The organism is Corynebacterium sp. UMB9976, assembly GCF_030212265.1.
Lineage (GTDB): Bacteria > Actinomycetota > Actinomycetes > Mycobacteriales > Mycobacteriaceae > Corynebacterium.
The window spans coordinates 118,839-142,562 of record NZ_JASODY010000002.1 but is presented as its reverse complement, the minus strand read 5'-3'; the positions used below and the strand labels follow the sequence as shown (position 1 = coordinate 142,562).

17 protein-coding genes are annotated in these 23,724 nt (G+C 63.1%); 11 read left to right on the top strand and 6 right to left on the bottom strand.

The annotated features are described in order from the left end of the window. Positions 1-93 precede the first annotated feature (93 nt). Positions 94-1,728, bottom strand: a complete 1,635-nt coding sequence (locus QP140_RS02250) for a hypothetical protein (RefSeq protein ID WP_284757885.1) — start codon at positions 1,726-1,728, stop codon at positions 94-96. Positions 1,729-1,796: 68 nt separating this feature from the next. On the opposite strand from QP140_RS02250, the gene thrC reads away from it, so the two are divergent. From thrC to QP140_RS02225, 5 genes are all read left to right on the top strand, one after another. Next, on the top strand, positions 1,797-3,248 hold the full coding sequence (gene thrC / locus QP140_RS02245; protein ID WP_148820615.1) for a threonine synthase: 1,452 nt from the start codon (positions 1,797-1,799) through the stop codon (positions 3,246-3,248). A 92-nt stretch (positions 3,249-3,340) separates the two neighbouring features. Continuing rightward, a complete protein-coding gene (locus QP140_RS02240) occupies positions 3,341-4,333 on the top strand; it encodes a 2-dehydropantoate 2-reductase (RefSeq protein WP_284757883.1) in 993 nt (330 codons plus the stop codon). Positions 4,334-5,617: 1,284 nt separating this feature from the next. Next, on the top strand, positions 5,618-5,980 hold the full coding sequence (locus QP140_RS02235; protein WP_442874980.1) for a GntR family transcriptional regulator: 363 nt from the start codon (positions 5,618-5,620) through the stop codon (positions 5,978-5,980). Next, complete coding sequence (locus tag QP140_RS02230; protein WP_284757881.1) at positions 5,977-6,768, top strand: ATP-binding cassette domain-containing protein; 792 nt, start codon at positions 5,977-5,979, stop codon at positions 6,766-6,768. The genes QP140_RS02235 and QP140_RS02230 overlap by 4 nt, the downstream gene beginning before the upstream one ends. Beyond that, positions 6,765-7,511, top strand: coding sequence for a hypothetical protein (locus tag QP140_RS02225; protein WP_284757880.1), 747 nt, complete (start codon positions 6,765-6,767; stop codon positions 7,509-7,511). Before QP140_RS02230 ends, QP140_RS02225 begins: the two co-directional genes overlap by 4 nt. 912 nt (positions 7,512-8,423) lie before the next feature. Here the strand turns inward: QP140_RS02225 and QP140_RS02220 are convergent. The 3 genes from QP140_RS02220 to QP140_RS02210 form a co-directional block, all read right to left on the bottom strand. Continuing rightward, positions 8,424-9,371: a TDT family transporter gene (locus QP140_RS02220; RefSeq protein ID WP_284757879.1), complete on the bottom strand. Its 948-nt coding sequence runs from the start codon at positions 9,369-9,371 to the stop codon at positions 8,424-8,426. Between the two features lie 984 nt (positions 9,372-10,355). Continuing rightward, positions 10,356-11,813 (bottom strand): type I glutamate--ammonia ligase, encoded by a 1,458-nt coding sequence (gene glnA, locus QP140_RS02215; RefSeq protein ID WP_284757877.1) that lies wholly within the window; start codon positions 11,811-11,813, stop codon positions 10,356-10,358. Positions 11,814-11,963: 150 nt separating this feature from the next. Then, on the bottom strand, positions 11,964-13,064 hold the full coding sequence (locus QP140_RS02210; RefSeq protein WP_284757995.1) for a tyramine oxidase subunit B: 1,101 nt from the start codon (positions 13,062-13,064) through the stop codon (positions 11,964-11,966). A gap of 563 nt (positions 13,065-13,627) precedes the next feature. Between QP140_RS02210 and QP140_RS02205 the strand changes: the two genes are divergently transcribed. Next, complete coding sequence (locus QP140_RS02205; RefSeq protein WP_284757875.1) at positions 13,628-14,662, top strand: CoA transferase; 1,035 nt, start codon at positions 13,628-13,630, stop codon at positions 14,660-14,662. An 86-nt stretch (positions 14,663-14,748) separates the two neighbouring features. On the opposite strand, the gene QP140_RS02200 is transcribed toward QP140_RS02205, so the two are convergent. Continuing rightward, entirely contained in the window at positions 14,749-16,401 is a 1,653-nt protein-coding gene (locus QP140_RS02200) for an MFS transporter (RefSeq protein ID WP_284757873.1), read from the bottom strand. 90 nt (positions 16,402-16,491) lie between these two features. Then, complete coding sequence (locus QP140_RS02195; RefSeq protein ID WP_070757735.1) at positions 16,492-16,863, bottom strand: carboxymuconolactone decarboxylase family protein; 372 nt, start codon at positions 16,861-16,863, stop codon at positions 16,492-16,494. 302 nt (positions 16,864-17,165) lie between these two features. Between QP140_RS02195 and QP140_RS02190 the strand changes: the two genes are divergently transcribed. From QP140_RS02190 to QP140_RS02170, 5 genes are read left to right on the top strand one after another with little or no spacing between them, the layout of a single operon-like run. Beyond that, complete coding sequence (locus tag QP140_RS02190; protein ID WP_262368691.1) at positions 17,166-18,638, top strand: DUF3375 domain-containing protein; 1,473 nt, start codon at positions 17,166-17,168, stop codon at positions 18,636-18,638. Beyond that, entirely contained in the window at positions 18,639-19,226 is a 588-nt protein-coding gene (locus QP140_RS02185) for a DUF4194 domain-containing protein (protein WP_070761235.1), read from the top strand. Continuing rightward, positions 19,223-20,557, top strand: coding sequence for an ATP-binding protein (locus QP140_RS02180; RefSeq protein WP_284757868.1), 1,335 nt, complete (start codon positions 19,223-19,225; stop codon positions 20,555-20,557). Before QP140_RS02185 ends, QP140_RS02180 begins: the two co-directional genes overlap by 4 nt. Positions 20,558-20,560: 3 nt before the next feature. Beyond that, positions 20,561-22,573, top strand: coding sequence for an ATP-binding protein (locus QP140_RS02175; protein ID WP_284757866.1), 2,013 nt, complete (start codon positions 20,561-20,563; stop codon positions 22,571-22,573). Then, positions 22,560-23,675, top strand: a complete 1,116-nt coding sequence (locus QP140_RS02170) for a DUF3322 domain-containing protein (protein ID WP_012360517.1) — start codon at positions 22,560-22,562, stop codon at positions 23,673-23,675. Before QP140_RS02175 ends, QP140_RS02170 begins: the two co-directional genes overlap by 14 nt. Positions 23,676-23,724 lie beyond the last annotated feature (49 nt).

Sequence of the window (23,724 nt, the reverse complement as noted above, 5' to 3'; positions counted from 1 at the left end):
CGTGGTCTCGCCGACACGCGCCCAAGCCGCACCAAATACAGCCCGCGCGCAGGGGAAAGCCGACGCCGTGTCTTCAGCGTGGAAGGCTGAGGCTTACACGACCTGCGCGCCGGGACGGGAAACTCGCAGCCACCAGCGCACGGCGATGACTGCCACGAGGATGCACAGCAGGTTGCGCACCACGAGGATGCTTGCCGGGATCACTGCCGGGCCGGCGGAAACCAGCCAGCCATAGGAGATGGGGAAGACCAGGAAGCTTAGACCCGCGATGATCACGGTGAGCACCCCGAGTACCAGGGGAGCGCCCTTGCTGGTGTCTAGCAGCACGTCCCGCCACCGGGCACCCTCGCCGCGCACCTCGCGCCGCCCAATCCTTGCAGGCATGGCCAGGCAGATCAGGGGTGCCAGCCACAGCACGTACTGCGGAGAGAACACCTTATTGCCGAGCAGTAGCAGGGCCACGAGCATCGTCGCCGCGGCCAGGGCGCGTTCGGTGTTCCACCCGCCGCGGAAGAAGTGCCGCAGCGCCATATACACGCCCAGCAGCAGGGTCAGCGCCATGACCGCGGTGGCGGCGTGCATCGCCAACTCCACACCGGGCCCGGTGACCTCATAGCTCTTGGAGGAGGAGAGGTTGATCTCCCAGCGATCGTCGAAGGCGGAGAGGAAGGTAAACGGCGTCGCGGCGACCGACTCCACCTGGAGGCCGCGGACGTCCTGATACGTCAGCGGGCTGATGACGCGCTCGAAGCCTTCGGTGGCGGTGGTGATACCCACCAGCACGGCGAGCGTGAGGGCGAAGAAGCCCAGCCGCTGCCATGTACCGCGCGTATCCCACCGGTCCACGAGGGCAACCGCCAACACCCCCGGCCACAGCTTTGACGCGGTGGCGAAGGCCAACAAGGCGCCTGCGACCCGCGGGTGGGAGATCACCACGGCCACCCCCACGCCGACCGCGAGCCCGGGGATCAGGTCCAGCCGGGTCAGCAGGATCGGCCCGATGGCGAAGCTCACGCCGACCCACGTCCACGCCCCGAGGAACCGCCCCAAACGCAGAAGATACCCGGTGAACAGCGCCCCGAGCAGGCAGCACGCGAGGGCGAAGATCAGGAAGAATGCGGTCTCGCTGCCGGGTGCCAGCCCGTCCGCCACGGCCTTGACCGCGCGGATGGGCCACACGCCGACGTCCGGGTACTCACTCAACGGGGTGGGGCTGCCACCGATTCCGACGATGTGCTCGCCGAACGGGCCGGAGAGCAGGCTGCCGTTGCGGTAGTAGCTCAGGTCCTCGGTGCCCCAGCGGTAGGTGGCCACGATCCACAGCTGAAAAATATTGGCCAGCAGCCAACAGGCCCACACCGCGATGGGGGACTGGTAGACCGGCCGCGCCGGGCGGGATGCCGCAACCGACCGCCCCGACGTCGCCGGACGCTCTGCCGTGACCTTCCGACTCGCCGTGACTGCTCGCGACGTCGTCGTTCCGGACGTCGTCGTTCCGGACGCTGCCCCGTTGGCCCCTGTGTCGGACGGCGCCCCGTCGAACGTCGCCGTTCCGGACGCTGCTCCGTCGGGCATTGCGGTGTCGGTCGCCCCGTCGGACACCGCACCGTCGGACACCGGCTTACCTGACACCGCCCCGTTGGTCGCTGCGGCGCCGGACGACACCACGTTGGACGCAGACGTCTCCTGGGAGGATTCGCGTCGGGGGGTGGGGTGGGGCTGTTTCACGCAGGTTAGTCTAGCCTGTTTCGGCTGGTCTCACCCGATGTCGGGGCAGTGCTCTAGGATGTGGAGACGTGGACTACATTTCGACTCGTGATTCTTCCCGTACCCCCGCCAAGTTCTCGGACATCCTGCTGGGTGGCCTGGCCCCGGACGGCGGCCTCTACCTGCCTGCCGAGTACCCGCAGCTGAGCGATGAGACCCTCACCGAGTGGCGCGAGCTGCTCGCGGAGAAGGGCTACGCCGCGCTGGCTGCCGAGGTGCTGAAGATCTTTGTGGACGACATCCCGGCCGAGGACCTGGAGGCCATCACGGCCCGTGCGTATACGACGAAGGCTTTCGCGCACGAGGAAATCGTCCCCGTCACGGAGCTCGAGGACGGCATGTACCTGGGCCACCTCTCTGAGGGGCCGACGGCCGCGTTTAAGGATATGGCCATGCAGCTGCTCGGCGAGCTGTTTGAGTACGAGCTGGCCCGCCGCGGCGAGACCCTGAACATTCTGGGCGCGACCAGCGGTGACACGGGCTCGGCGGCGGAGTACGCGATGCGTGGCCGTCAGGGGATCCGCGTGTTCATGCTGACCCCGGCCGGGCGCATGACGCCTTTCCAGCAGGCGCAGATGTTCGGCCTGGATGACCCGAATATCTTCAACATCGCCCTCGACGGGGTCTTCGATGACTGCCAGGACGTGGTGAAGGCCGTGTCCGCGGATGCGGATTTCAAGCGGGATAACCGCATCGGTGCGGTGAACTCCATCAACTGGGCGCGCCTGATGGCCCAGGTCGTGTACTACATCTCCTCCTGGCTGAAGCTGACCGAGTCGAATGACCAGAAGATCAGCTTCTCCGTGCCGACCGGTAACTTCGGCGACATCTGCGCAGGCCACATCGCCAAGCAGATGGGCCTGCCGATCGACCGCCTGATCGTCGCGACGAATGAAAACGATGTGCTGGACGAGTTCTTCCGCACCGGCGAGTACCGGGTGCGCAGCTCCGCGGAGACGCTGAAGACCTCCAGCCCGTCGATGGATATTTCCCGTGCATCGAACTTCGAGCGCTTCGTCTTCGACCTGCTGGGTCGGGATGCCGATCGGGTGGCGGACCTGTTCGGTGTGAAGGTGCGCGAGGGCGGGTTCTCCCTGGCAGAGGATCCGGCGTTCCCGGAGGCGGCCGCGAAGTATGGTTTCGCGTCCGGCACGTCCTCGCACGCGGATCGCGTGGCGACGATCCGGGATCTGCACGAGCGCCTGGGCGTGATCATCGACCCGCACACCGCCGATGGTGTGAAGGCCGCGCAGCAGTGGCGTGACCAGGTTGAGGGCCCGATTGTGGTCCTGGAGACGGCGCTGCCGGTGAAGTTCGCGGAGACCATCGAGGAGGCCATCGGGGAGGTCCCTGAGGTTCCGGAGCGTTTCGCCGGAATTATGGACGCCGACCGCCACGTGGTTGACCTGCCGAACGACGCTGAGCGCGTGAAGCAGTACATCCTGGACTCCATCGCGGAGACCAAGGAAGTCGAGAACTAGGGAACTGGCCTGGCCGGGCTGGGCGCGCGCCGCCGCTCATGCCACCGACGTATGGTGGGGTTCGCAACTGTTTTCGCGAGCCTTGAGGAGGCGTGGCTTTGAAGATTGGTTTTCTGGGTGCCGGTGCGCTGGGCGCATACTATGGCGGTCGCATGGCCGAGACGGGCCGGGAGGTTGGCTTCGTCGCCCGCAACGAAACCCTCGAGGCGCTACGCACCAAGGGCCTAACGCTCATCGATGACAATGAGGAGACCTCGGTGGTCTCCAACGTCGCCGCGGCAGAAAACTTCGAGGAACTTGCGGAGACGATGGGCGGGCTGGACGTCATTATCAATGCGACGAAGTCCCTGCCGGGCAACGACTCCTTCCCGGACGTCTCCGGCATCAAGACCGCCGACGGTAAGCAGGTGCCGATCGTGACCCTGCACAACTCGGTGGAGGTGCCGCAGCTGGTCGCGGAGCAGTACGGCGAGGAGAACGTGATTCCGGGCATCGTGCGCGGCTACTTCGTGCACAAGGGGCCGGCGACCGCGCAGTTCCTGCCGGGAATGAAGGTGCTGAACATCGGTACCTTCGACCGTGCGCAGGATAGCCATGCTTACCGGGTGGCCTGCGAGCTCAGCGAGGCGCTGGTCAAGGCGGGTTTCAAGTCCGAGGTCTGGGATGACATCTTCGTGGAGATCTGGTCCAAGGCCATGTTCGTGACGCCGACGGGTGCGCTGGGTGCGCTGGCTCACCAGCCGCTGGGCTTCCTGCGGGAAGAGGGTGCTGAGGGCAAGCCGGGGCTGCGTAGCACGCTCGAGGGTCTGATGCGGGAGTACGAGGCGGCCGCGCGGGCGCACGGCGTGGGGCTGCCGGAGGACATCGTGGAAAAGACCATGGCGCTCACTGATAAGCAGCCGGATTCCGCGACCAGCTCGATGCAGCGCGATATCCGTGATGGGCTGCCGAATGAGCTGGATGCGCAGGTGGGCGCGGTGCGTCGCATGGCTGCGCGCGTTGGTGTGCCGACGCCGCTGCACGACATGATGCAGGGCGCGCTGGAGGGGCAGATCAAGGCGCAGGCCGAAGGCCGCCAGGGCTAGGGGCGCAGGGCCCTACCTGGCTTAGGCGCGGACCCACCGCATCATTCACGCCCCACCCAGGCCACGCCCCACCCAGGCCCCGACCAGGCCACGCCCCACCCAGGCCCCGACCAGGCCACGCCCCACCATTCATGTTTTGCAGAGTTTGATGCCGGAAATCGGGCGAAAAGCGGCATTAAACTCTGCAAAACGCGCATAGGGGCCCTGGGCCACCCCGGCCAGCCCCGGCCAAGCGAGCCCGCGAACCTGATTTTGGGCTGTGGCGTGTCACTTTTCGCGGGTTTCGTGACATTCTGCGGCCCAAAACGGGCCACGGGCGGCCGGGAGGGGGTTCAGCACGCCCCACCAGGGGTAGACCCCGGCCCCTGGCCTATCCCGGGCCCGGACCCACCCACCATTCATGCTCCGCCATTCATGTTTTGCAGAGTTTGATGTCGGAAATCGGCCAAAAAGCGACATTAAACTCTGCAAAACGTGCGTTGGGGCCCTGGGCCACCCCAGCCAGCTGCGCCGGCCACGCGGCCACCCCCGGCCAGCCCCGGCCACAAGGCTCCAGCCGGCCCAAGGCCGCCGACCCCAGCCAGCTCCGGCCACGAACCCGGTTTTGGGCTGTGGCGTGTCACTTTTTGCGGGTTTTGTGACATTCTGCAGCCCAAAACGGGCCGGGAGGGGGTTCAGCACGCCCCACCAGGGGTAGACCCCGGCCTATCCCGGGCCCGGACCCACCCACCATTCATGCTCCGCCATTCATGTTTTGCAGAGTGTGATGTCGGAAATCGGGCGAAAAGCGACATTAAACTCCGCAAAACGCGCATTGGAGCCCTGGGCCACCCCGGCCCCGAGCCCACCCCGGCCGCAAGCCCGGTTTTGGGCTGTGGCGTGTCGCTTTTTGAGCGTTTCGTGACATTCCACGGCCCAAAACGGGCGTAGGGCCTTGGGCCACCCCGGCCCCGGCCGCGCTGGGTCATGGGATTGGGCCACGGGGCGTGAGTTTTACGGGGCTCTGCGCGATGCGTTCGGAACAGGTGGTGGCCACGAACCTGGTTTTGGGCTGTGGCGTGTCACTTTTCGCGGGGTTTGTGACATTCTGCAGCCCAAAACGGGCATAGGGGCCGGCAACTCCAGCCTGCCCCGGTCACGAGGCCACCCGGCCCCGGGCCGCTGCGCTGCGCTTCACCGTGACCTGCGTCAACGCGCGGTTTTGCCGCAAAACCTTGACACCAGCCCACCCCTACCCTTAGGTTTATGACCTACATGGTAAACCCCATAACCAGGGAGGTGGTCATGCAGACTGATCCAACGGATCCCCGTCCGATCTACATACAGATCGCGGAGGACCTAAAGTCCATGATCTTGTCCGGGGAGCTCGCCATTGACCAGCGAGCCCCGTCCACGAAAGAACTCTCGGAGTTCTACCAGGTCAACCCCACAACGGCAGCCAAAGCCATGACGGAACTCTCACAGGAAAAGCTCGTTGAAAAGAAACGAGGGCTCGGCATGTTCGTCACCCAAGGCGCCCGCGAGCGCATCCGCAGTGAGCGCAAGGGCGCATTCCAACGCACCTACATCGACCCCCTCAAAACCGAAGCCGCCGCGCTCGGCCTCTCGCTCGAAGAAATCATCGCCATGCTGAAGGAGGAGAAGTGAGCATCTACGGAGTCATCGGCCCCAACGGCGCCGGCAAGACCTACTACCTGCGCACCCTCGCCCAGAACCCCGGCACGGCGCTAGCGCAGGCCGCCCCCGACGCCGCCCTATACGGAGCCACCCCGCGCGAGTACTTCGCTATCGCGAAAACCGGCTGGTCAGATCTCGACATCAGCCGCGCCGAATCCCTCCTCGACTTCCCGGCCACCACCCCGATGAAGAGCCTCAGCCTCGGGCAACGCCAGATGGTGATCACCGCCGCAGCCCTCGCCTCCGGCCAGCCGGCGCTCCTCTTCGACGAACCTTTCAACGGCCTGGACGTCGAGTTCCGTCACCGTCTGCGCAGCATGTTCATCGACGCCGTTACGGACGACGCCGCGGACGCAGCCATCACCGACGGCGGTGACGTCGTCCTACCCAACAACGCAGCCCTGGAACGGACGATCGTCCTGACCTCCCAGCACTCCCAGGACCTCGCGGGCCTGGTGGAGACCCTGATCGTTATCCACGACCACGAACCCCACGGTCCATTCGACGTCGAGCAGCTGCGCACGTGCCACCCGGTGCTGCGCGGGCTGACGGAGCAGGTGGGGCAGATCGCAGCGGATCTGCCGGTGTTCTCGCGGAAAACCCTGGGGGAGCGCACTGAGCTCGTGCTTGCCGCACCGCTGAGCGCGTCGGCTGCCGAGCATGCGCGCACCCTCGGCGTAGAGGTGAGCTATCTCGACCCCGCGGAACTCATCGACCTGGCCAGTACCAGCGCTTATATCGAAAGGAGCGCACAATGACACTCGGAGTTTTTAGCGCCACGAACCCGCGGACTTTCCTTGGCGTGAGCGCGGGTGCGGTTCTGCTCGCCGGTTTCGGCGGCCTGGTTGTTTCCCGCGGGACGGAGAACACGATGCTCGCGATCCTTGTGCTCGCGGTGCTGTTCGCGGTGACGGCCGCGCGTTCGGTGCGGCTGCGCGTTTTCGGGGTGAGCAGTACCCGCTGGGTGCGGTCCGCGGCTGTGTCTGCTGTGGTGGTGTCGCTTCTGGCTGCGGTCCTGGTCACGCTGATGATTATTGTGGCGGATCGGAATCCGACCTTCTACCAGGACTTTGCTTCCTTCACTGTCCAGGCGCATGGTTATGAGGTTGCCGACGGCGTGCGTTACGCCAGCGACGGCCCCGGCATGCCGGTGGGGACGTTTGCGCTGACCGGACTGTGCGTGTTCCTCAGTTTCCTGATGGGCACGGTGGCAGGTTCTGCCCTCGGCGCGGTTTACGGCGCGCGGGGGACGCGGGCGTGCGTTGTTGTTGCGGTGGGTAGTTTCGTTGTGGCCTACGGTGTTGGGGCCGTGCTCATGGTTTTGGACGTCAACATCGCCGCGCCGTGGCCCGGCGTACCTATGTTTGCTGCGGTCGTGTGCGTGGTGTCCGGGCTGGTGCTGGCGTGGGCGCTGAGGACGGAGCGCCGCCCCATGCCAGCGGTGGTCCCCGAGCTGCCAGGCGTGGCCCCGGAGCCGCGAGGCGGCGTGGCTGAGCGCTAGCCCCGGATTGCCAGGGGTAGGCCCCGGAGCCGCGAGGCGGCGTGGCTGAGCACTAGCCCCGAGTTGCTAGGGGTACCCCCCGGCCTCTAGGCCACCCACCCCAGCTGCCCCGGCCACAACCCCGGTTTTGGGCTGTGGCGTGTCGCTTTTTGCGCGTTTCGTGGCATTCCACAGCCCAAAACGGGCCACGGGCGGGCCGTGAGGGGGGCGCAGCACGCCCCTCATTCGCGCGCCGCGTGCGCGTACCAGCACACACGGGGTTGTGCGCTACCTCCAGCGCGCACCCTATTCACGTTTTGCAGAGTTTGATGCCGGAAATTGACCAAAAAGCGACACTCAACTCTGCAAAACGCGCATAGAGGAGAGGGCCGCGGTCCTCCAGCGACCGGGCCCGGGCCCGGCCAAGCCAAGCCGTGACCCGGTTTTGGGCTGTGGCGTGTCGCTTTTTGCGCGTTTCTTGGCATTCTGCAGCCCAAAACGGGCCACGGGCGGGCCGTGAGGGGGGCGCAGCACGCCCCTAATTTGCGCGCCGCGTGCGCGCACCAGCACACACGGGGTTGTGCGCTACCTCCAGCGCGCACCCTATTCACGTTTTGCAGAGTGTGTTCCCGCTTTCCACTCACCTCTTTCATGTTTTGCAGAGTTTGATGCCGGAAATCGGCCAAAAAGCGACATTAAACTCTGCAAAACGCGCATAGGGGAGAGGGCCGAGCGCTTCCAGCGACCGGCCCGGGCCCAGTGCTGGCCAAGCCGTGAATCCGGTTTTGGGCCGTGGCGTGTCAGTTTTTGCGGGTTTTGTGACGTTCCACAGCCCAAAACGGGCCACGCGCGGGCCGTGAGGAGGGCGCGGCCGGGGCTAGGTGGCCGGGGGACAACCGCGCAAGGAGCTAGGGTCCGGGATCGTGCCGGGGGCTAGGCGGTGGAACCGCGGCGGCCCTCAGCAACCCAGCCGAGGAAGCGGCTCGAGCAGGCCGTCCAGTGCGCCAGAAGTAGGAAGGGGATCGCCAGCGCGACCGCGTCCAGCCACTGCGAACCATTGACCAGCGCAACCTGGTGGCCGCCCATGCTGACGGTGCCCGGCGGAAAGGTGCACGACCACCACGCCGGGGAGTAATCCACCCACCGCGCCACATTCGGGTAGAAGGTGACCATCGCGTAGATCGCCAGCGGAATAGCAAGCACCAGCGCGACGTAGCCGTAGTACACCGAAGTCGTGCTGGGGTAGAGGATCTGCATCGCGGTCGTGGACTGCCCGATCACGCCGAGTGGCACCCACGCGGTCGCGGAATTCGGTCCCGAAAGATCCACCTCGCCGTGCCACGCCGCCCAGTACACGTGCGCGAAAACCGGCACGGCGGTGAGCAGCGACATCACGAAGAACGCGGTGCCCATGACGTGGTACATCTGCCCGTAATCGCGGGCCAGCCAGCCCGCCACGGAGGCTGAAATCATCGGCCCGACCAGCGGCAATCCCCATGTGAATCGTGGTGTCCCAGAAAAGCGGGATAGCTGGATCGCCCACGTCACGGTGGTGACGGGTGCACCAATCCAGAACCCGATGAGGCGGTAGGTGGGGACGTCCGTCAGACCAGAGAGTGCAGCCCCGAGCGCCAGAATGCCGATGAAGAACATTGACCACTCGGCCACGGTGGTGCGCTGGAAGCTCGGCTGCCGGTAGCGGGCGAAGCCGATGGTCAGTGCCACGAGGATCACGCACGCGATCGCTGCGAAGATGCTCGCACCGATCATCATGTTCTTCTCGACGAGAAGGCGCGCGACGATCGAGGTGCCCATGAGGCTGCCGCCCCACGCGGGGCCCGGCGGTGGGAGTTCCCGAAACTTCTTAGTCACGCAGGGCATAGTAACGCCCTACGCCCCGCACGCCACCGCCGGGGTGGGCCATCTTCACGGGGCGGGATCCGACGCTCATAACGCGAAGGGGGCAGCGTCGGGGTGCGCGTAGTGGAGCCGGCGGGCCAGCGGCCCGCGAAAGAACTCCACCTACTCGAATGTTTTGCAGATCGTGTGCCTGACCTCTCGCGTGTTTTGCAGAGTTTGATGCCGGAAATCGGGCGAAAAGCAGCATCAAACTCTGCAAAACGTACAGAGGGAGCGGGAATGCGCGAAGGGGGCGTGGAAACGCGCATCAAACTCTGCAAAACACACCAACTAGCGGGCGGTGAACCTGGTTTTGGGCCGTGGCGTGTCGTTTTTTGCGAGTTTTGTGACATTCCACAGCCCAAAACGGCCCACGAGTGGGCCGTGAGGGGGCTCAGCACGCGCCTATTTGCGCGCCGCGTGCGCGCACCAGCACACACGTGGCTGTGCGCTCGCCCCAGGCACGCGCCTTATTCGTGTTTTGCAGATTGTGTTCCTGACTTCGCGTGTTTTGCAGAGTTTGATGCCGGAAATCGGCTGAAAAGCAGCATCAAACTCTGCAAAACGTATAAAAGAGGGCGCAAACGCACCAACTAGCGGGCAGCGAACCTGGTTTTGGGCCGTGGCGTGTCATTTTTTGCGGGTTTTGTGGCATTCCACAGCCCAAAACGGGCCGTGAGGGGGCTCAGCACGCCCCATTCGCGCATCAAACTCTGCAAAACGTATAAAAGAGAGCGCAAACGCACCAACTAGCGGGCAGCGAACCTGGTTTTGGGCCGTGGCGTGTCATTTTTTGCGGGTTTTGTGACATTCCACAGCCCAAAACGAGCCGTGGGGGCTCAGCGCGCGCCCCCATTCGCGCATCAAACTCTGCAAAACGCGCGAGAGTGTTGCGAAACGCGAAGGAGGGGCGAACGGCCACGCGGACCGTCGCCCCTCCTTCGATCTGACCAGCCAGAAAACCGACTAGCAGTCGTAGTACAGCTCGAACTCCTGCGTGGTCGGGCGCAGGCGGGCTGGCATGATCTCCTCGTCGAACTTGTACCGGATGTGTGCCTCGATCAGGTCCTCGGTGAACACGTTGCCGGCGGTGAGGAAGTCGTGATCCTCCTCCAGCGCCTCGAGCGCCCCGTCCAGGGAGTACGGCACGGTCGGAATGTCCTTGAGCTCCTCCGGCGGCAGCTCGTAGAGGTCCTTATCCACCGGATCACCTGGCTCGATGCGGTTCTTGATGCCGTCCAGGCCGGCCATCATCGCGGCGGTGAACGCCAGGTACGGGTTACCGGATGGGTCCGGCGCACGGAACTCGATGCGCTTGGCCTTCGGGTTGGACCCGGTGATCGGGATGCGGATCGCGGCGGAGCGGTTCTCCTGGGAGTACACCAGGTTCACCGGCGCCTCGAAGCCCGGCACCAGGCGGTGGTAGGAGTTCATCGTCGGGTTCGTGAACGCCAGCACGGCACCGGCGTGCTTGAGGATGCCGCCGATGTAGTAGCGCGCCATGTCGGAGAGCCCACCGTAACCGTTCTCGTCGTGGAACAGCGGCTGGCCGTCCTTCCAGAGGGACTGGTGGATGTGCATGCCGGAGCCACCGTCGCCGGCGAGCGGCTTGGGCATGAAGGTGGCGGACTTCTGGTTGAACTTCGCGGTGTTCTTCACGACGTACTTGAAGGTCTGCATGTCGTCCGCGGCGTGCAGGAGGGTGTTGAAGCGGTAGTTGATTTCCTGCTGTCCGCCGGAGCCCATCTCGTGGTGGGAGCGTTCGACGTCGAAGCCGACCTCCTGCAGGTGTTCACCGATCTCGTCGCGGAGGTCCTGCATGTGGTCGTACGGCGCGGTGGGGAAGTAACCGCCCTTGGTGCGCACCTTGTGGCCCAGGTTGCGGGAGCCGTCCGGGTTCTCCTTCGCTCCGGAGTTCCACCAGCCCTCGACGGAGTCCACCTCGTGGAAGGACTTGTTGGTGGTGGAGTCGTAGCGCACGGAGTCGAAGATGTAGAACTCCGCCTCGGCGCCGAAGTTGCAGGTGTCGGCGAAGCCGAGTTCCGCGAGGTACTGCTCAGCCTTGCGTGCGATGTTGCGCGGGTCGCGGCTGAATGGCTCGCGGGTGTGCGGGTCGTGGACGAAGAACTTCACGTTCAGCGTCTTGGACTTGCGGAAGGGGTCCACAAACGCGGTCTCGAGGTCGGGCAGCAGCATCATGTCGGAGTTGTCGACGCTGGTGTAGCCGGCGATGGAGGAGCCGTCGAATGCGAGGCCTTCCTGGATCGCGTCCTCGTCGAAGGCGGACGCTGGCACGGTGAGGTGCTGTTCGATGCCTGGCACGTCGGTGAATTGGACGTCCACCCAGCGGATCTCTTCGTCGCGGATGAACTTCTGGATGCCTTCTGGGGTGGTGTGTTCGCTTCCGGGTTTGAACTTACCCATGGGGTTTCACTTCGCTTCTTGGCGTTTGTGGTGTGCAAGTCGTGCAGATATTCAGTTGTGTATTCAGTTCTCACTACCAATGGTAGGGAAAACGCCCGGTCAGTGCTGTGACGACCGGGCGTTGCTGCGTGCGGTCTGTTGCCGCAGGCTTTAGGTCAACCGTGGGGTGTCCCAGAGGTTGAGCTTGGTGCCGATGCCCTTCTTCAGGGCGTTTTCGTAGATGTCGGTGGCCCAGGCGACGTCCTCGACGGGCATGCCGCCGATGGAGTAGCAGAAGATTTCGTCGTCGTTCTGGCGGCCTGGTGCCTTGCCGGAGGCGATGTCGCCGATGTTGACGAGCTTGTCTGCAGGCAGGGTGCCTTCTTCCTTCATGTCCCACCAGCGGTTGCCCGGGATGCCGAGCAGGCGTTCGTAGGTCACGTCCGGCCCGTTTTCGTTGAACCACTCTTCGTAGAGGCCGGTGTAGTCGACAACGAGGCGGCAGTCATCGGACTGGACGAACTCGTCGTCGAGGCGGGCGGCTGCTGGCATGAGCAGCAGGGCGCCTGGCTTCAGGTATTCCTTCTTCAGGTACGGGAAGCCGGACGGGCCGTCCGGGGAGGTGGAGGTACCGGTGATGACGATGTCGGAGTCCCGGATTGCCTCTTCTTCCGTCTCGACGATGCGGACGTCCTCGAGCTGCGGGTAGTTCTCCTTGATCCAGTCGGCGGCGCGCTGGGTGGAGCCTGCGGAGCGGCCCTTGATCTTGACGTTCTTGATGCTTGGGCGCTGGGTCAGTGCGGCGCCGAGGATGGTGCGGGACATGACGCCTGGGCCGACGATGCCGACGGTCTCGGCGTTCTCGAGGGCGAGGTGCTTGACGCCCACGCCCGGGACGGAGCCGGTGCGGTAGGCGGAGAGCAGGTTCGCGGACATCACGGACAGCGGTGCGCCGGTGACGGCGTCGTTGAGGATGAACAGGTGGATGGACCGCGGCAGGTCGTTCTGGCGGTTGTCGGCGTTGGAGCCGTACCACTTCACACCGGAGTTCTGGAAGCGGCCGCCGATGTAGGCGGGCATGGCCATGAAGCGACGGTCGGGGCCGTTGGCGGGCATGCCTTCGTGCTCCGGGTCGTCCGGGAAGTTGATCTGCGCGCCGTGGGAGTTCGCGGACGCGCCTGCCATGCGGTAGTCGCCGTCGGCGAGCAGGATGAGGGTTTCCTCCATCGTCTCGACGCACGCGGCGAGGTCGGTGACACCGGCGTCGACCATCTCTTCCTCGTTGAGGTAGAGGAAGTCGATGCGGGTCGGGTTGGCGGATGCCTGGTCAGTAGTGTTTGAGTTCTCCGTGCTTGAGCTGGTCAAGGGGACTCAATCCTTTCCATTTGTTTCGACGGCCACCTGTGCTGCGGCCTCGGACAAGGAATCCCAGAGGCATTCTCTCCAGAATCGTGTTCGGCAGCCTCTCAGCATCTGTTCGGTGCGCGGTGTGCCGCGCTGGTCTGCTGACCCGGGTGCGGGGGCGATTGGCGGGGGTTTTCCCGCGTCGCGCCGAGGGGCACGGTTTTCCACGATACGGAAAAGCGCAGCGTGTGGGGCGATTTCTTTCACAAATCGTGAAAAGGGCGGGTGTTGGGGTGCGTTCTGCGGCGGGGGTAGTGGCGCTTTAAAAATCGGTGGGAGCGGGCTGGGAACCGGCGTAGACATGCAGTGATGCGCGTCACTCGCGAAACGCGGGCGGGACCATTTCTGGTTGCTAATATCGCCATATGTGAGTTCCGTCACATTGTTTATTCCCGGGTGCCCAGAGCGTCCGGACACAGGAGGGGATTGTTGTGCCTTTGCCAGTACCACCGAGCGTGCTTCGCGGCGTGAATGTTCTGAGCCTCGCGCCGAATCTGCCGGGCCCGATTGCGGCCCGCAGGTTGGCCGAGATGGGCGCGAAGGTGACCAAGATCGAAGGCCCCACCGGGGACCTCATGGCCCAGGCGGCACCGAAGTACTACGAGTGGCTGTGTGCCGGCCAGCAGGTGGTGGCCCTGAACCTCAAGGAGGATGCAGACCGCGGCACACTCCAGGAGTTGCTTTCCACCTGCGACGTCCTGATCACCTCCTCCCGGCCCGCCGCACTCGCGCGACTGGGGCTCGCCTGGGACGAGCTGCACGCGGCGTATCCGCGGTTGTGTCAGGTCGCGATCGTTGGCCATTCGGGGGACGACGCCGATCTTGCCGGTCATGATCTGACCTACCAGGCCCATGCGGGTACGCTCTTGCCACCGGCGATGCCGACGGTGCCCGTGGCCGACCTGGCGGGTGCCGAGCTTGCGGTGCAGGCGGCGTTGGCGCTGTTGCTGGGCCGGAATGCGGGTGAGGACTCCGCAGGCCAGGGTGCAGGCGGTCAAGACGCAGAAAGTCGGGGCGCTGAGGAGCGAGGTAACTGCGCCGCTGTTGGGGGTGGCTATCACGAGGTCGCGCTCGCGGATGCGGCGGAGGCCTTCGCGATGCCCGCGCAGTTCGGTCTGAGCGCGCCGGGTGGCCTGCTGGGCGGGGCGCTGCCGGGCTACCGGATCTACGAGGCCGCACCCGCTGGCAGCGTGGAAGAGGGTGCTGGCGAGTCCGTTGGGGGCGGGGCAGAAGGCGCTGAAGTCGAGGGTGCTGAAGTGGAGGGTGCCACCCCCACCCACGTGGCCTTCGCTGCCCTGGAGCCACACTTTATGGCCCGGGCGATGCAGCTGCTGGGCGTGGACGGCACCGAGGAGCAGTTCGCGGCCGCATTCAAGACCAAGACCGCCGCCGAGTGGGAGGCCTGGGGCATCGAGCAGGACGTCCCCATCGCCGAGGTCCGCGGGGCTGGCAGGGCGCGGAACTGACGTCCTGCCCCGACGTCCCAGCCTGACGTCCTGCCGCGACGTCCTCAACAACAACCGCGAGGGACGGACGTCCTGGAAAAGAAGCGCTACTGGGCCTGGCGGGCGCGCGTGCGGTGGTCATAGAGGGCGATGAGCAGGCCGATCCCCATGAGTACCCCGATGGTCACGAAGCCGATGGCGGTGCCGAACGTCCAGTTGATCGCGCGGGCGCTGGCGAAGACGATCGCGGTGATGAACGCCAGCCCCACCGCGGTGCCGATGCGCTGGGCGGTTTGGAGGACGGCGCCGGAGCTGCCGGCGTAGTTGAGGGGGACGTCGGCGAGCGTGAGCGTTTGGTTCGGGCCGATGACCGCGCCCTGGCCGGTGCCGACGAGGAAGAGGGTCAGCACCATCCACCACTCGGAAACCCCGGCGGTGTGGTGCAGCGCGAGCACGAGGATCGTCAACGCAATGCCGGTCAGAGCCACGGTGATGCCCTGGATGACGACCGTGCGACCGCGATCGCCGACTCGCTTGCCGGCCCAGTTGGCTGAGAAAGAGCTACTGATTGCCGCGGGGATGCCCACGGCTCCGGCGACCAGTGCGCTGTGGCCAAGGCCGTTTTGGAAGAAGAGTGCCACGAGCACCCAGATGCTGGTGATGCCCATGAAGTACACTCCCGCGAGCATGGTGCCCAGGCGGAAGCTGGGGAAGCGGAAGATTTGCATGTCCACCATCGGCTCGAAGGGCTTGGTGGTTTTCACGTGGCGCTCCCAGGCCAGCCAGGCGAGAAGCAGGAGAGCGGCGACGGGTAGCAGCAGGTAGTTGCGGGCGCTTCCGTTGTGTTCCACGAAAGGGTAGAGGAAGGCCAGGACGGTCAGGCCCAGCAGCAGGGAGCCCATCGGGTCGAGGCTGCGGATGGCGCGGACGACGCCGACGTTGCGGCCGGTGACCGGGTCCTTGACGCGGCCCAGCAGGGGGCGGGGGAACCACAGCAGCGCGAGGGCGAAGGCCAGCAGGCCGAAGGGGACGTTGACCAGGAAGGTCCAGCGCCAGCCGTGCTCGGGCCCGCCGAGTCGGATGAGGAAGCCGCCCAGGGTGGGGCCGATGGCCACGGCCACGCCCACGACGGTGCCGAACCAGCCGAAGGCCCGGCCGCGTTCCTTGCCGCGGAAGTACTGCTGGATCATGCCCACACCCTGTGGGTTGAGCAGGCCAGCGCCGATGCCTTGGATGAAACGGGTGACGTTGAGGGCCTCCGCGGTGGGTGCGAAGCCCGCGGCGATGGCGGAGATCGTGTAGATGCCGAGGCCGATGAGGTAGATCCCGCCGCGGCCCAGCAGGTCGCCGGCACGTCCCGCGGCGACGAGGACGACGCCGAAGGTCAGGGTGTAGCCGGCGAGGACCCACTGGATGTCGGATTCGGTCGCACCCAGGCCCTGCTGGATGGAGGGCAGGGCCACGTTGATGATGGACACGCTGATCAGCGACATGAAGATCGTCGTGAGGATCACGCCGAGGACCTTCCAGCGGCGTGGATCTTCGCCCGGGGGATAGGTCCCCGGGGAGTGGATCGTGGCCTTCGTGGCGCCGGGCTGCGGCTTGTCCTGCGGTTGAGCGCCCTGGGGCGCAGCCTGCTGCCGGGTGCCGTGTTGCTTGGCGCTCTCTTGTCCGACGCCGTGCTGTTTGATCTCCTGGCGTGTGCTTTCTGCGTGCGTGTCCTTCTCAGCCACCGTGGTGTGCGCTCTCCTTAGAATCACCTAGTCACTTGTGTGGTTAATCCTTCTCCAGGAGCATAACGCTACTTAGGGTGCCCTTATTCCACGGGGTGCTGTGTGAGTGGCAGGGCTTTAGTCTTCGAGCGCGGCCTTCATGCAGCGCATCGCGGCCAGGGTCTTCGGCACGCCGACATAGGGCATGAGGTGCACGAAGCACTCGGCGACTTCCTCGGGGCTCATACCAGCGACGTCCACGGCGGTCTTGATGTGGCCGGTCAGCTGTGGTTCCACACCACCCATCGCGGCCAGGGCTGCCATGTTTAGCATCTGCCGGTCGCGCAGGGTGATTCCTTCGCGCTGGTAGGTTCCGCCGAAGACGGCTTCGACGACCCAGTCGGACGCGCCGGGCGCGAACTCGTCGAGCTGCTTCTTCCATGCGGCGGCGGATTCTGGGGTCTGGGTCTCGCGGACGAACTCTTCGCCCTTGTCGCGGTTCAGTTCCATGGGTGCGTTCCTTTCTCTTTTGGGCCCGCGCTCCGGGGGCCTGTGGCGTTGCCGTGTGGCGGGTCTGGCCTGCGATGTGGTTGGGCACACGCACGGGGAGCGGGGTTGGTTGCCCCGAGGCTAGCCCAAGTTGTGACGGCGGGGCGCGGGGGAGGAGTGGGCTAACCAGTGCGCTTCGCTAGATTTTCCTTGCAGGGCAGGGCCACCTTGCAGTGGGGGAGAGGAGGATCGAACGCTTCCATTGGCGGCGAAATGTTCGATATTTCCGGATCCTCGTCTGCAGCGGTTGTTAGATTGAGCACATGAATCGGACAACCGCGGTGGCAGATGCGTTGGCGATGATCCGCCTTGCGGACTCGGTGCCTGCTTGGGCGATGCTTCGTGCCCATAACGCCCCAGCTGTTCTTTCTGCCTTAAGTGCTGTCTTCGAAGGAAGTAATCGCCAGATCGCCGGATCCGATCTCACTCTCTCAGTGGAATCGTTGCTGATCGATATTCGGGAACAAACCAATTTGGAACTGCCCAAGTCGGCAGTGGCTTATATCAACGACTGGGTGAAGCTCGGATACCTCACGAGGCGCAGTCCACAGGGCTCGAGGGAGGAGTTTTACGAGCTCACTACGGACGCTCACGTTGCCATCGATTATGTGCAGCAGTTGATCAGTCCTCAGCGGGTGGTGACCAAATCCCGTCTCGGCACCCTATTCAATAATCTTCAGGATCTCGCAGCTGAAACAGACCCCGACGAGGCGAGGGCGATTAGCCGACTGGAGGCCCAGCGGGATCAGATCCAAGCTCGTATCGACAACATCCGCATCAACGGTGTCGGCGTGATTTCCGACGAGGAGGCAGTGGAGAGGGCGCGGGAAATCCTCGCCCTGGCTAGGGATTTGCCCACCGACTTCTCCCGCGTTCGAGAGGAGGTTGAAAATGTCGATCACGAACTTCGAGAATCGCTCGTCGAAGGGCAACTCAACGCTGGTGAGGTGCTGGACAATGTCTTCCGCGGTGTTGATCTGATCGCAGAGTCGGAGGCAGGGCGAGCCTTCAACTCCTTCTATGAGCTTTTCCTTGATCCGGAGCAATCAAAGCAGCTCGATGCCGTGATGGATGCCGTGCAATCTCGGGACTTCATGGAGCAGCTAGGCCCGGAAGAGCGGATTGAGATCGCTCAATTAGTTGACATGCTGGATTCCTCCTCGGGGCAGGTACATACCTCGCTCACGGGCCTATCTCGGTCGCTCAGGCGTTTCGTGCAGTCCCGAGAAGCAGAATCGCAGCAGGCGCTCACGCGGGCAATCAATCAGGCGCAGCAGCAAGCACTCGAGCTCGCAAAACGAGGGATCGCGCCCTACGAGAAGGTCGGCTACGAGCTTGAGCTGACGACGCGGCAACCGACGTCGCTGTCCAGCTGGGAACTACACAATCCTAAGGAATACCGCATTGAGCGCTCGATGGAAGTCAACGAGTCGGGCGAGATCGATTTCGAACAGATGCGTCAGCGCATCCGGGAATCAGAAATTGACTGGCAGGAACTGCGCGTCGCAATCAACGATGTGGTCGGCAGTAAGGGGCAAGCATCGATTCGGGAAGTTTTGGAAGAACATCCTGCTACCCAGGGGCTAGCGAGTGTGGTGGGGCTCATCAAACTTGCACATGATCACGGTGAAAGGTCCGACGGTACGGAAATCCTGCAGTGGGAGAGACCAAGCGGGAAAAGATACCAAGCACGATATGAACGTTTCGAATTTCGGAGGAAGGTTGGGCGCATTTAGATGGAAAATAAACTGTATGAAGGCGATACCGGAACCCTGACAGGTTTGCAGCGTCGTGCCCTGGCGGAACTCATCCGTGGCCCATACGTGTCGAGCGTGAAATCGCCGGAGGTCTTCACTGCGATATCCAACTCACGGGAGATCCTTGCCCAACAGCTGGATAACCTCTTCCTCACCCTCATCCTCGATGAGAACGCGGGGGTTGCCTACACAAAGGCGTGGGAAGCGGATGTCCCTGAAAAGCGTGCGTTGCTGCGTAAACAGTCATTGACTTTCATGGACACGGTGGTGATCCTCCACCTGCGCCGTGAACTGGTGACGACGAGCCCCAACGAGCGAACCATCGTGGATGAGGGCGAGGTTTTTGAGGCGACCCTGCCGTATCAAGGGCACGCCGGCACAGATAAGTCCACGCAGCGTAAGCGTTTTACTGCAGCGTGGAACAAGCTGAAGAACTACTCGATTATCGCCAGCACCCCGACCGAGGGGCGTTTCGAGGTATCCCCAGTGCTGCGCATCATCTTTTCTAGCGAAGAAATCGCTGCTGTCACCGAGTCTTTCCGTGCTCTCCTGGAGGAAGAAGAATGACGACGACTCTGCCTGGCCAATTCCGGCTTTCCCAAATCCAGGTTTATAACTGGGGAACATTCGACAACCTCCACTGTGTCGAGGTGCCACGGGAAGGCTTCCTCATTACGGGCCCTTCAGGTTCCGGTAAATCGACGCTAATTGATGCGATTTCGACGATTCTTGTTCCACCCGGCAAGATTCGTTTCAATGCTGCAGCGGATAACCAAGCGCACTCGGGTCGTAACTTGGTTACCTACTGCCGCGGCGCCTGGCGCCGCGAGCATTCGATCGAGGCAGACGAACTTACGCAGTCCTATCTCCGAACAGGTGCGACGTGGACGGGCGTCGCTCTACGCTACAGCGACGGGGCGGGGGAGACTGTAACAGCGTGCCGGTTGATGTTTTTGCCTGCAAATGCTTACTCGCGCCAGGAGATCACAGACCTCTATATTTTGCTTCCTCGGGACGCCGACCTGACGGAGTTTGATGATCTGGCGCAGAAGAACCTGCCGGTTACCGAGGCGAAGAAGACGTACGGTGATGCCCTGCACGTCAGTCGAAATCACCCGAAGTTCAGCTTGGCACTGCGCCGAGCAGTGGGGATCGCGGATGCCGGCGCTTTGGACCTGCTGAACCGAACGCAATCGGCCAAAACGCTTGGCGATCTTAACCACTTGATGCGTACTTTCATGTTGCCCGAACCAGAGACCTTCGAGATCGCGGAGCAGGCAGCGGAGAACTTCACAGACCTACGTATGGCGTATGAGTCGGTGGTGAAAACTCGTAAGCAGATCGAGCAACTGGTACCGGTACGCGTGGCGGCAGAGAAGCGCGCAGAGGTCGAAGACAGCCTGACCAGGGTGAAAGAAGACCGGGACGGCGTCGAAACATTCGTCGACGAGTGGCGGCAGCGCTTTGCCGAACAAGAACGGGATCAGCGGACCTCCGAGATCAAAGCAGTCAGCGCGACGATCGAAGAAGCCACCGGGGTGCGGGATGCGCACCGAGCGCAAGCAGATCAGTTGCGCGCGTTGATTCATGGCGCGCAGGATTCGGCCTTGGTTTCTGCACAAGCTCGTCGCGACCGTCTGCAAGACCGGCTGGAGCGAGTGACCAAGGAGGAAGAGGCATTCAACTCCCGGCTCAAATCCATTGGGGCTACAAAGCCCGGGAGCGCGGAGGAATTCACCAACCTCGTTCTTCAGTTGCGTGAAGAGCGGGAGCGGTTGAGCGTTGCGTATGAAACGGAAGACGTAAAGCTAGCCCAAGCACATGTGCGAGTTCACGAGCTGGGCGAGAACAAGAAAGAGCGCATCGCGGAGCTTGAAGCGTTGCGTAAATACGAATAGGCCATGGATAACCGGCTGCTCCGGGCGAGAGCCTTGATTGCGGAGCGGTCTGGGGTGCGAGAATCTGATCTTCCATTCATCGCTGACCTCGTGAGCATGAGGCCTGGTGAAGGCCACTGGCAGGGAACCGCAGAACGGGTGATGGGTGGTTTTGCTCGGCGGATCCTCGTTCCAGATGAACATTATGACCAGGTTTCTTCGGCTATTGATGGGACCTACCTTGGTGCGAAGGTGAGCTACACCCGGTTCACGCAGGATCTGGAAGAACAGCGCCCATCGCGTTTTGTGCCGAACTCGCTGGGCCTAAAAATCAACGTGAAACCCGGGCGGTATCACGACTGGATCCAGACTCAACTTTCTAAGAATTTCGATTACCTGTGCTGTGACTCTATGGAAGAGTTTCGTGCCGCCCGGCGGGCGGTGACTGCAAAGGGGCAGGTGAAGCATAACCGCAATGACCACATCAAGGATGATCGCCGCCGAATCGATGACCGTTCGAACTGGGTGCTGTGGGGCAACCTCGCTGACAAGATTGATGCTCTCCAAGCATCGGTGCGCTCCACTGTGGCGAAACTTGAAGACGCTGAACGTCAACGCAAGACCATCGCGGCTGGCCAGGAGAAACGGCGTGCCCAAATAGCTACGATCGAGCGGCTATTGGAGACGGAGCGTTTTCAGGATATCGACGTGTCATCGGTGGCCCAGGAGCTTGCGGAAGCCCAGAGCGACGTGGATGAACTCACTGATGGGAACGCCGAGCTGGCTCAGCTGAAGGCGAAGTTGAAGAGTGTCGAATCTGCTCTCGACAAAGTTGAGGAGCAGGTCATGGCGCTGCGTAATCAGCTCAGCGGCTTCAAAATTCGTCTGGAGCAGGCAGAGGAAACGCTTGAGAGGGTTCGGAATCGTCGAGGTGGGAAGACCGTCTCCGAGGACGTTGCGGCTCGTCTGACAGAGCGTTGCAAGGCTATCGATCGCACCATCCGGTCCGATAACATCGATGCGCTCAGCAACCAGCTCGTTCGCGGTATTGAGGATCAACTTGCAGAGCTCAATGCTCGGTTCACCAAACATGGTGGCGACTTGGTGAACGCGATGAACCTCTACTTGGTGCGCTGGCCGGATCGAGCGGGCGACCTCAAGGCGGACATGGAATGGGAGCAGGACTTTCTCCAGGAACTGGGCAGGCTTGAGGCAGACGATTTGCCACGTTTCGAACAGCGTTTCCGGGACATGCTGCAAGACGAAACCCACAAGCATCTTGGGCGCCTGCGGCGGCTGATCCGTGATGCGGCAGCAAAGACGCGCAGCTCGATCCAGATGATTAATGATTCGCTCGCTGAGGTCGAATTCTATCCGGGTGCTTACCTGACGATCGAGGTGCGGGAAGCACAGCCTGCGATCGCCCGCGATTTCGTTGAGCTGCTGGATTCTGCGTTGGCTGGGATTATCAATGATGCTGATCAGGAGGAGAGTGAGCAGCGATTCCATAAACTGCAGGCGGTGATCGACGCAGTGACGGTCTCGGACGGTACATCAACTCGTGATCGCCAGCTGCGCCTGGACACGAGGCAACACGTGAAGTTCCTGGGCGTGGAATATAGCGAGGATGGAGCGCGTGGTGCGGTCTATGACTCATCGGAAGGTCTTTCAGGTGGCCAAGCCCAAAAGCTGTCCTCCTTCTGCTTGGCTGCTGCCTTGCGTTACCGGCTGACTGGGATGGGCCTGCCGGCCGCGCAAGAAAAGAAATCCATTGTCCGGGTGGGGGAGGATATTTACCCGCGATTCGGCACCATTGTTCTGGATGAGGCTTTTGACCGTGCGGATACGGAGTTCACCCGGGCTGCGATGGAGGCCTTCCGCCGCTTTGGTTTTCACATGATTCTGGCCACGCCCGAGAAGCTGCTGCAGACCGTGCAGGACTATATCGGGGGTGTGCTGATGGTGGAATGCCCAGACCGGAAGCGATCGCGAACGAGTTCTTTGACGATCGAGGAGGTGCAGGATGAAGACTCCTGATCAGGTGCGCCAACGCGCTGCGGTCTTTTACTCGCGCAACCATCGCAGCTGGCTGGCCGGGAAATTCAAGACGCTGACCATCAACCTGGATCCGCCGACTGGACGGGCGGCAGAGCGTGATAACGGCGCTGCCGTGCGAGCATGGGTGGCACAGTGGAACCGCAGTTCAATTACCGCTGAGTGGGAGGATAAAAAGCTCAGCTACTTGGGGACGTATTCGCTGCCCCGGCGTGTTGTTCTCTCCGATGCGGATACTGCGGCTCGCGTGGCGGGCAAGCTTGATCATTGGCAACGTCTTCAGGCGGTCTTGGGCCGTTTCTGCATGGAGTTGGGGGAAAGCGTTCGCCCAGAACTCATCAGGCACCTTTCTTCATGGGAAGACTGGGGCGACGTGACCGTGGAACAGTTCATCGCTGTTGTCCGGTGGGTCCACGAACATGAGGTCAGCGACTTTTATATTCGCGAACTGCCAATCTTTGGCGTCGATAGCAAGTGGTTCGAGGCGCATAGGGCGGTCGTTGAAGCGGTAGTCGGCCCATTGAATTTTAAGTCTAAACCCCAGTTGGTAGAGGTCCGCAGCCTTGACCCGGCGCTGGATATTAGCGGGATGCGATATCTAGCGTGCCCGGTGGCTGAGCTGGGTGAAACGCCTGGGGAGCGGGTTCTTATCGTCGAAAATCACCAGAGTTTCCTTGCCTTGCCCGACTTGCCTGCGACAGTGGCGATCTTCGGTGGTGGATTGAACGCTGCCAGGATCGTCCAGCAGATCCCATCGTTAGGGGAGATAGACGTTCTTTATTGGGGCGATCTGGATTCGTATGGGTTCTACATCCTGGAACTCGTGAGGCGATACGTGCCTCACGCGCGTTCTGTTCTCATGGACCTGGATACGGTTCGGGATCATGTTGATCTTGCGGTGGAGGAACCGCAACCTAGCCGGTTTGATCCTGAGCTGTTGAGTTACGGGGAGCGCTTGGCTTTGGATTATCTCCGGGGGCGGTCTGCAGGCGGATGCTTGCGCATTGAGCAGGAAAGAATCTTGTTCGACTATGCGCAGCAGCAGCTATGCCACGCAGTGAGCCCCAATGGTGCGGGTGCATAGCAGCGGTCGCAGGTCCGGCCCTGGTGAATCAGTGGGCTAAAATTCCGGG

Bases quoted from the DNA above. Each gene is read 5' to 3' on its own strand.
- QP140_RS02235 (WP_442874980.1), top strand. From the start codon at position 5,618: ATGCAGACTGATCCAACGGATCCCCGTCCGATCTACATACAGATCGCG.
- QP140_RS02225 (WP_284757880.1), top strand. From the start codon at position 6,765: ATGACACTCGGAGTTTTTAGCGCCACGAACCCGCGGACTTTCCTTGGC.
- QP140_RS02220 (WP_284757879.1), bottom strand. From the start codon at position 9,371: ATGCCCTGCGTGACTAAGAAGTTTCGGGAACTCCCACCGCCGGGCCCC.
- glnA (WP_284757877.1), bottom strand. From the start codon at position 11,813: ATGGGTAAGTTCAAACCCGGAAGCGAACACACCACCCCAGAAGGCATC.
- QP140_RS02210 (WP_284757995.1), bottom strand. From the start codon at position 13,064: ATGGTCGACGCCGGTGTCACCGACCTCGCCGCGTGCGTCGAGACGATG.
- QP140_RS02195 (WP_070757735.1), bottom strand. From the start codon at position 16,863: ATGGAACTGAACCGCGACAAGGGCGAAGAGTTCGTCCGCGAGACCCAG.
- QP140_RS02190 (WP_262368691.1), top strand. From the start codon at position 17,166: ATGAATCGGACAACCGCGGTGGCAGATGCGTTGGCGATGATCCGCCTT.
- QP140_RS02185 (WP_070761235.1), top strand. From the start codon at position 18,639: ATGGAAAATAAACTGTATGAAGGCGATACCGGAACCCTGACAGGTTTG.
- QP140_RS02180 (WP_284757868.1), top strand. From the start codon at position 19,223: ATGACGACGACTCTGCCTGGCCAATTCCGGCTTTCCCAAATCCAGGTT.
- QP140_RS02175 (WP_284757866.1), top strand. From the start codon at position 20,561: ATGGATAACCGGCTGCTCCGGGCGAGAGCCTTGATTGCGGAGCGGTCT.
- QP140_RS02170 (WP_012360517.1), top strand. From the start codon at position 22,560: ATGAAGACTCCTGATCAGGTGCGCCAACGCGCTGCGGTCTTTTACTCG.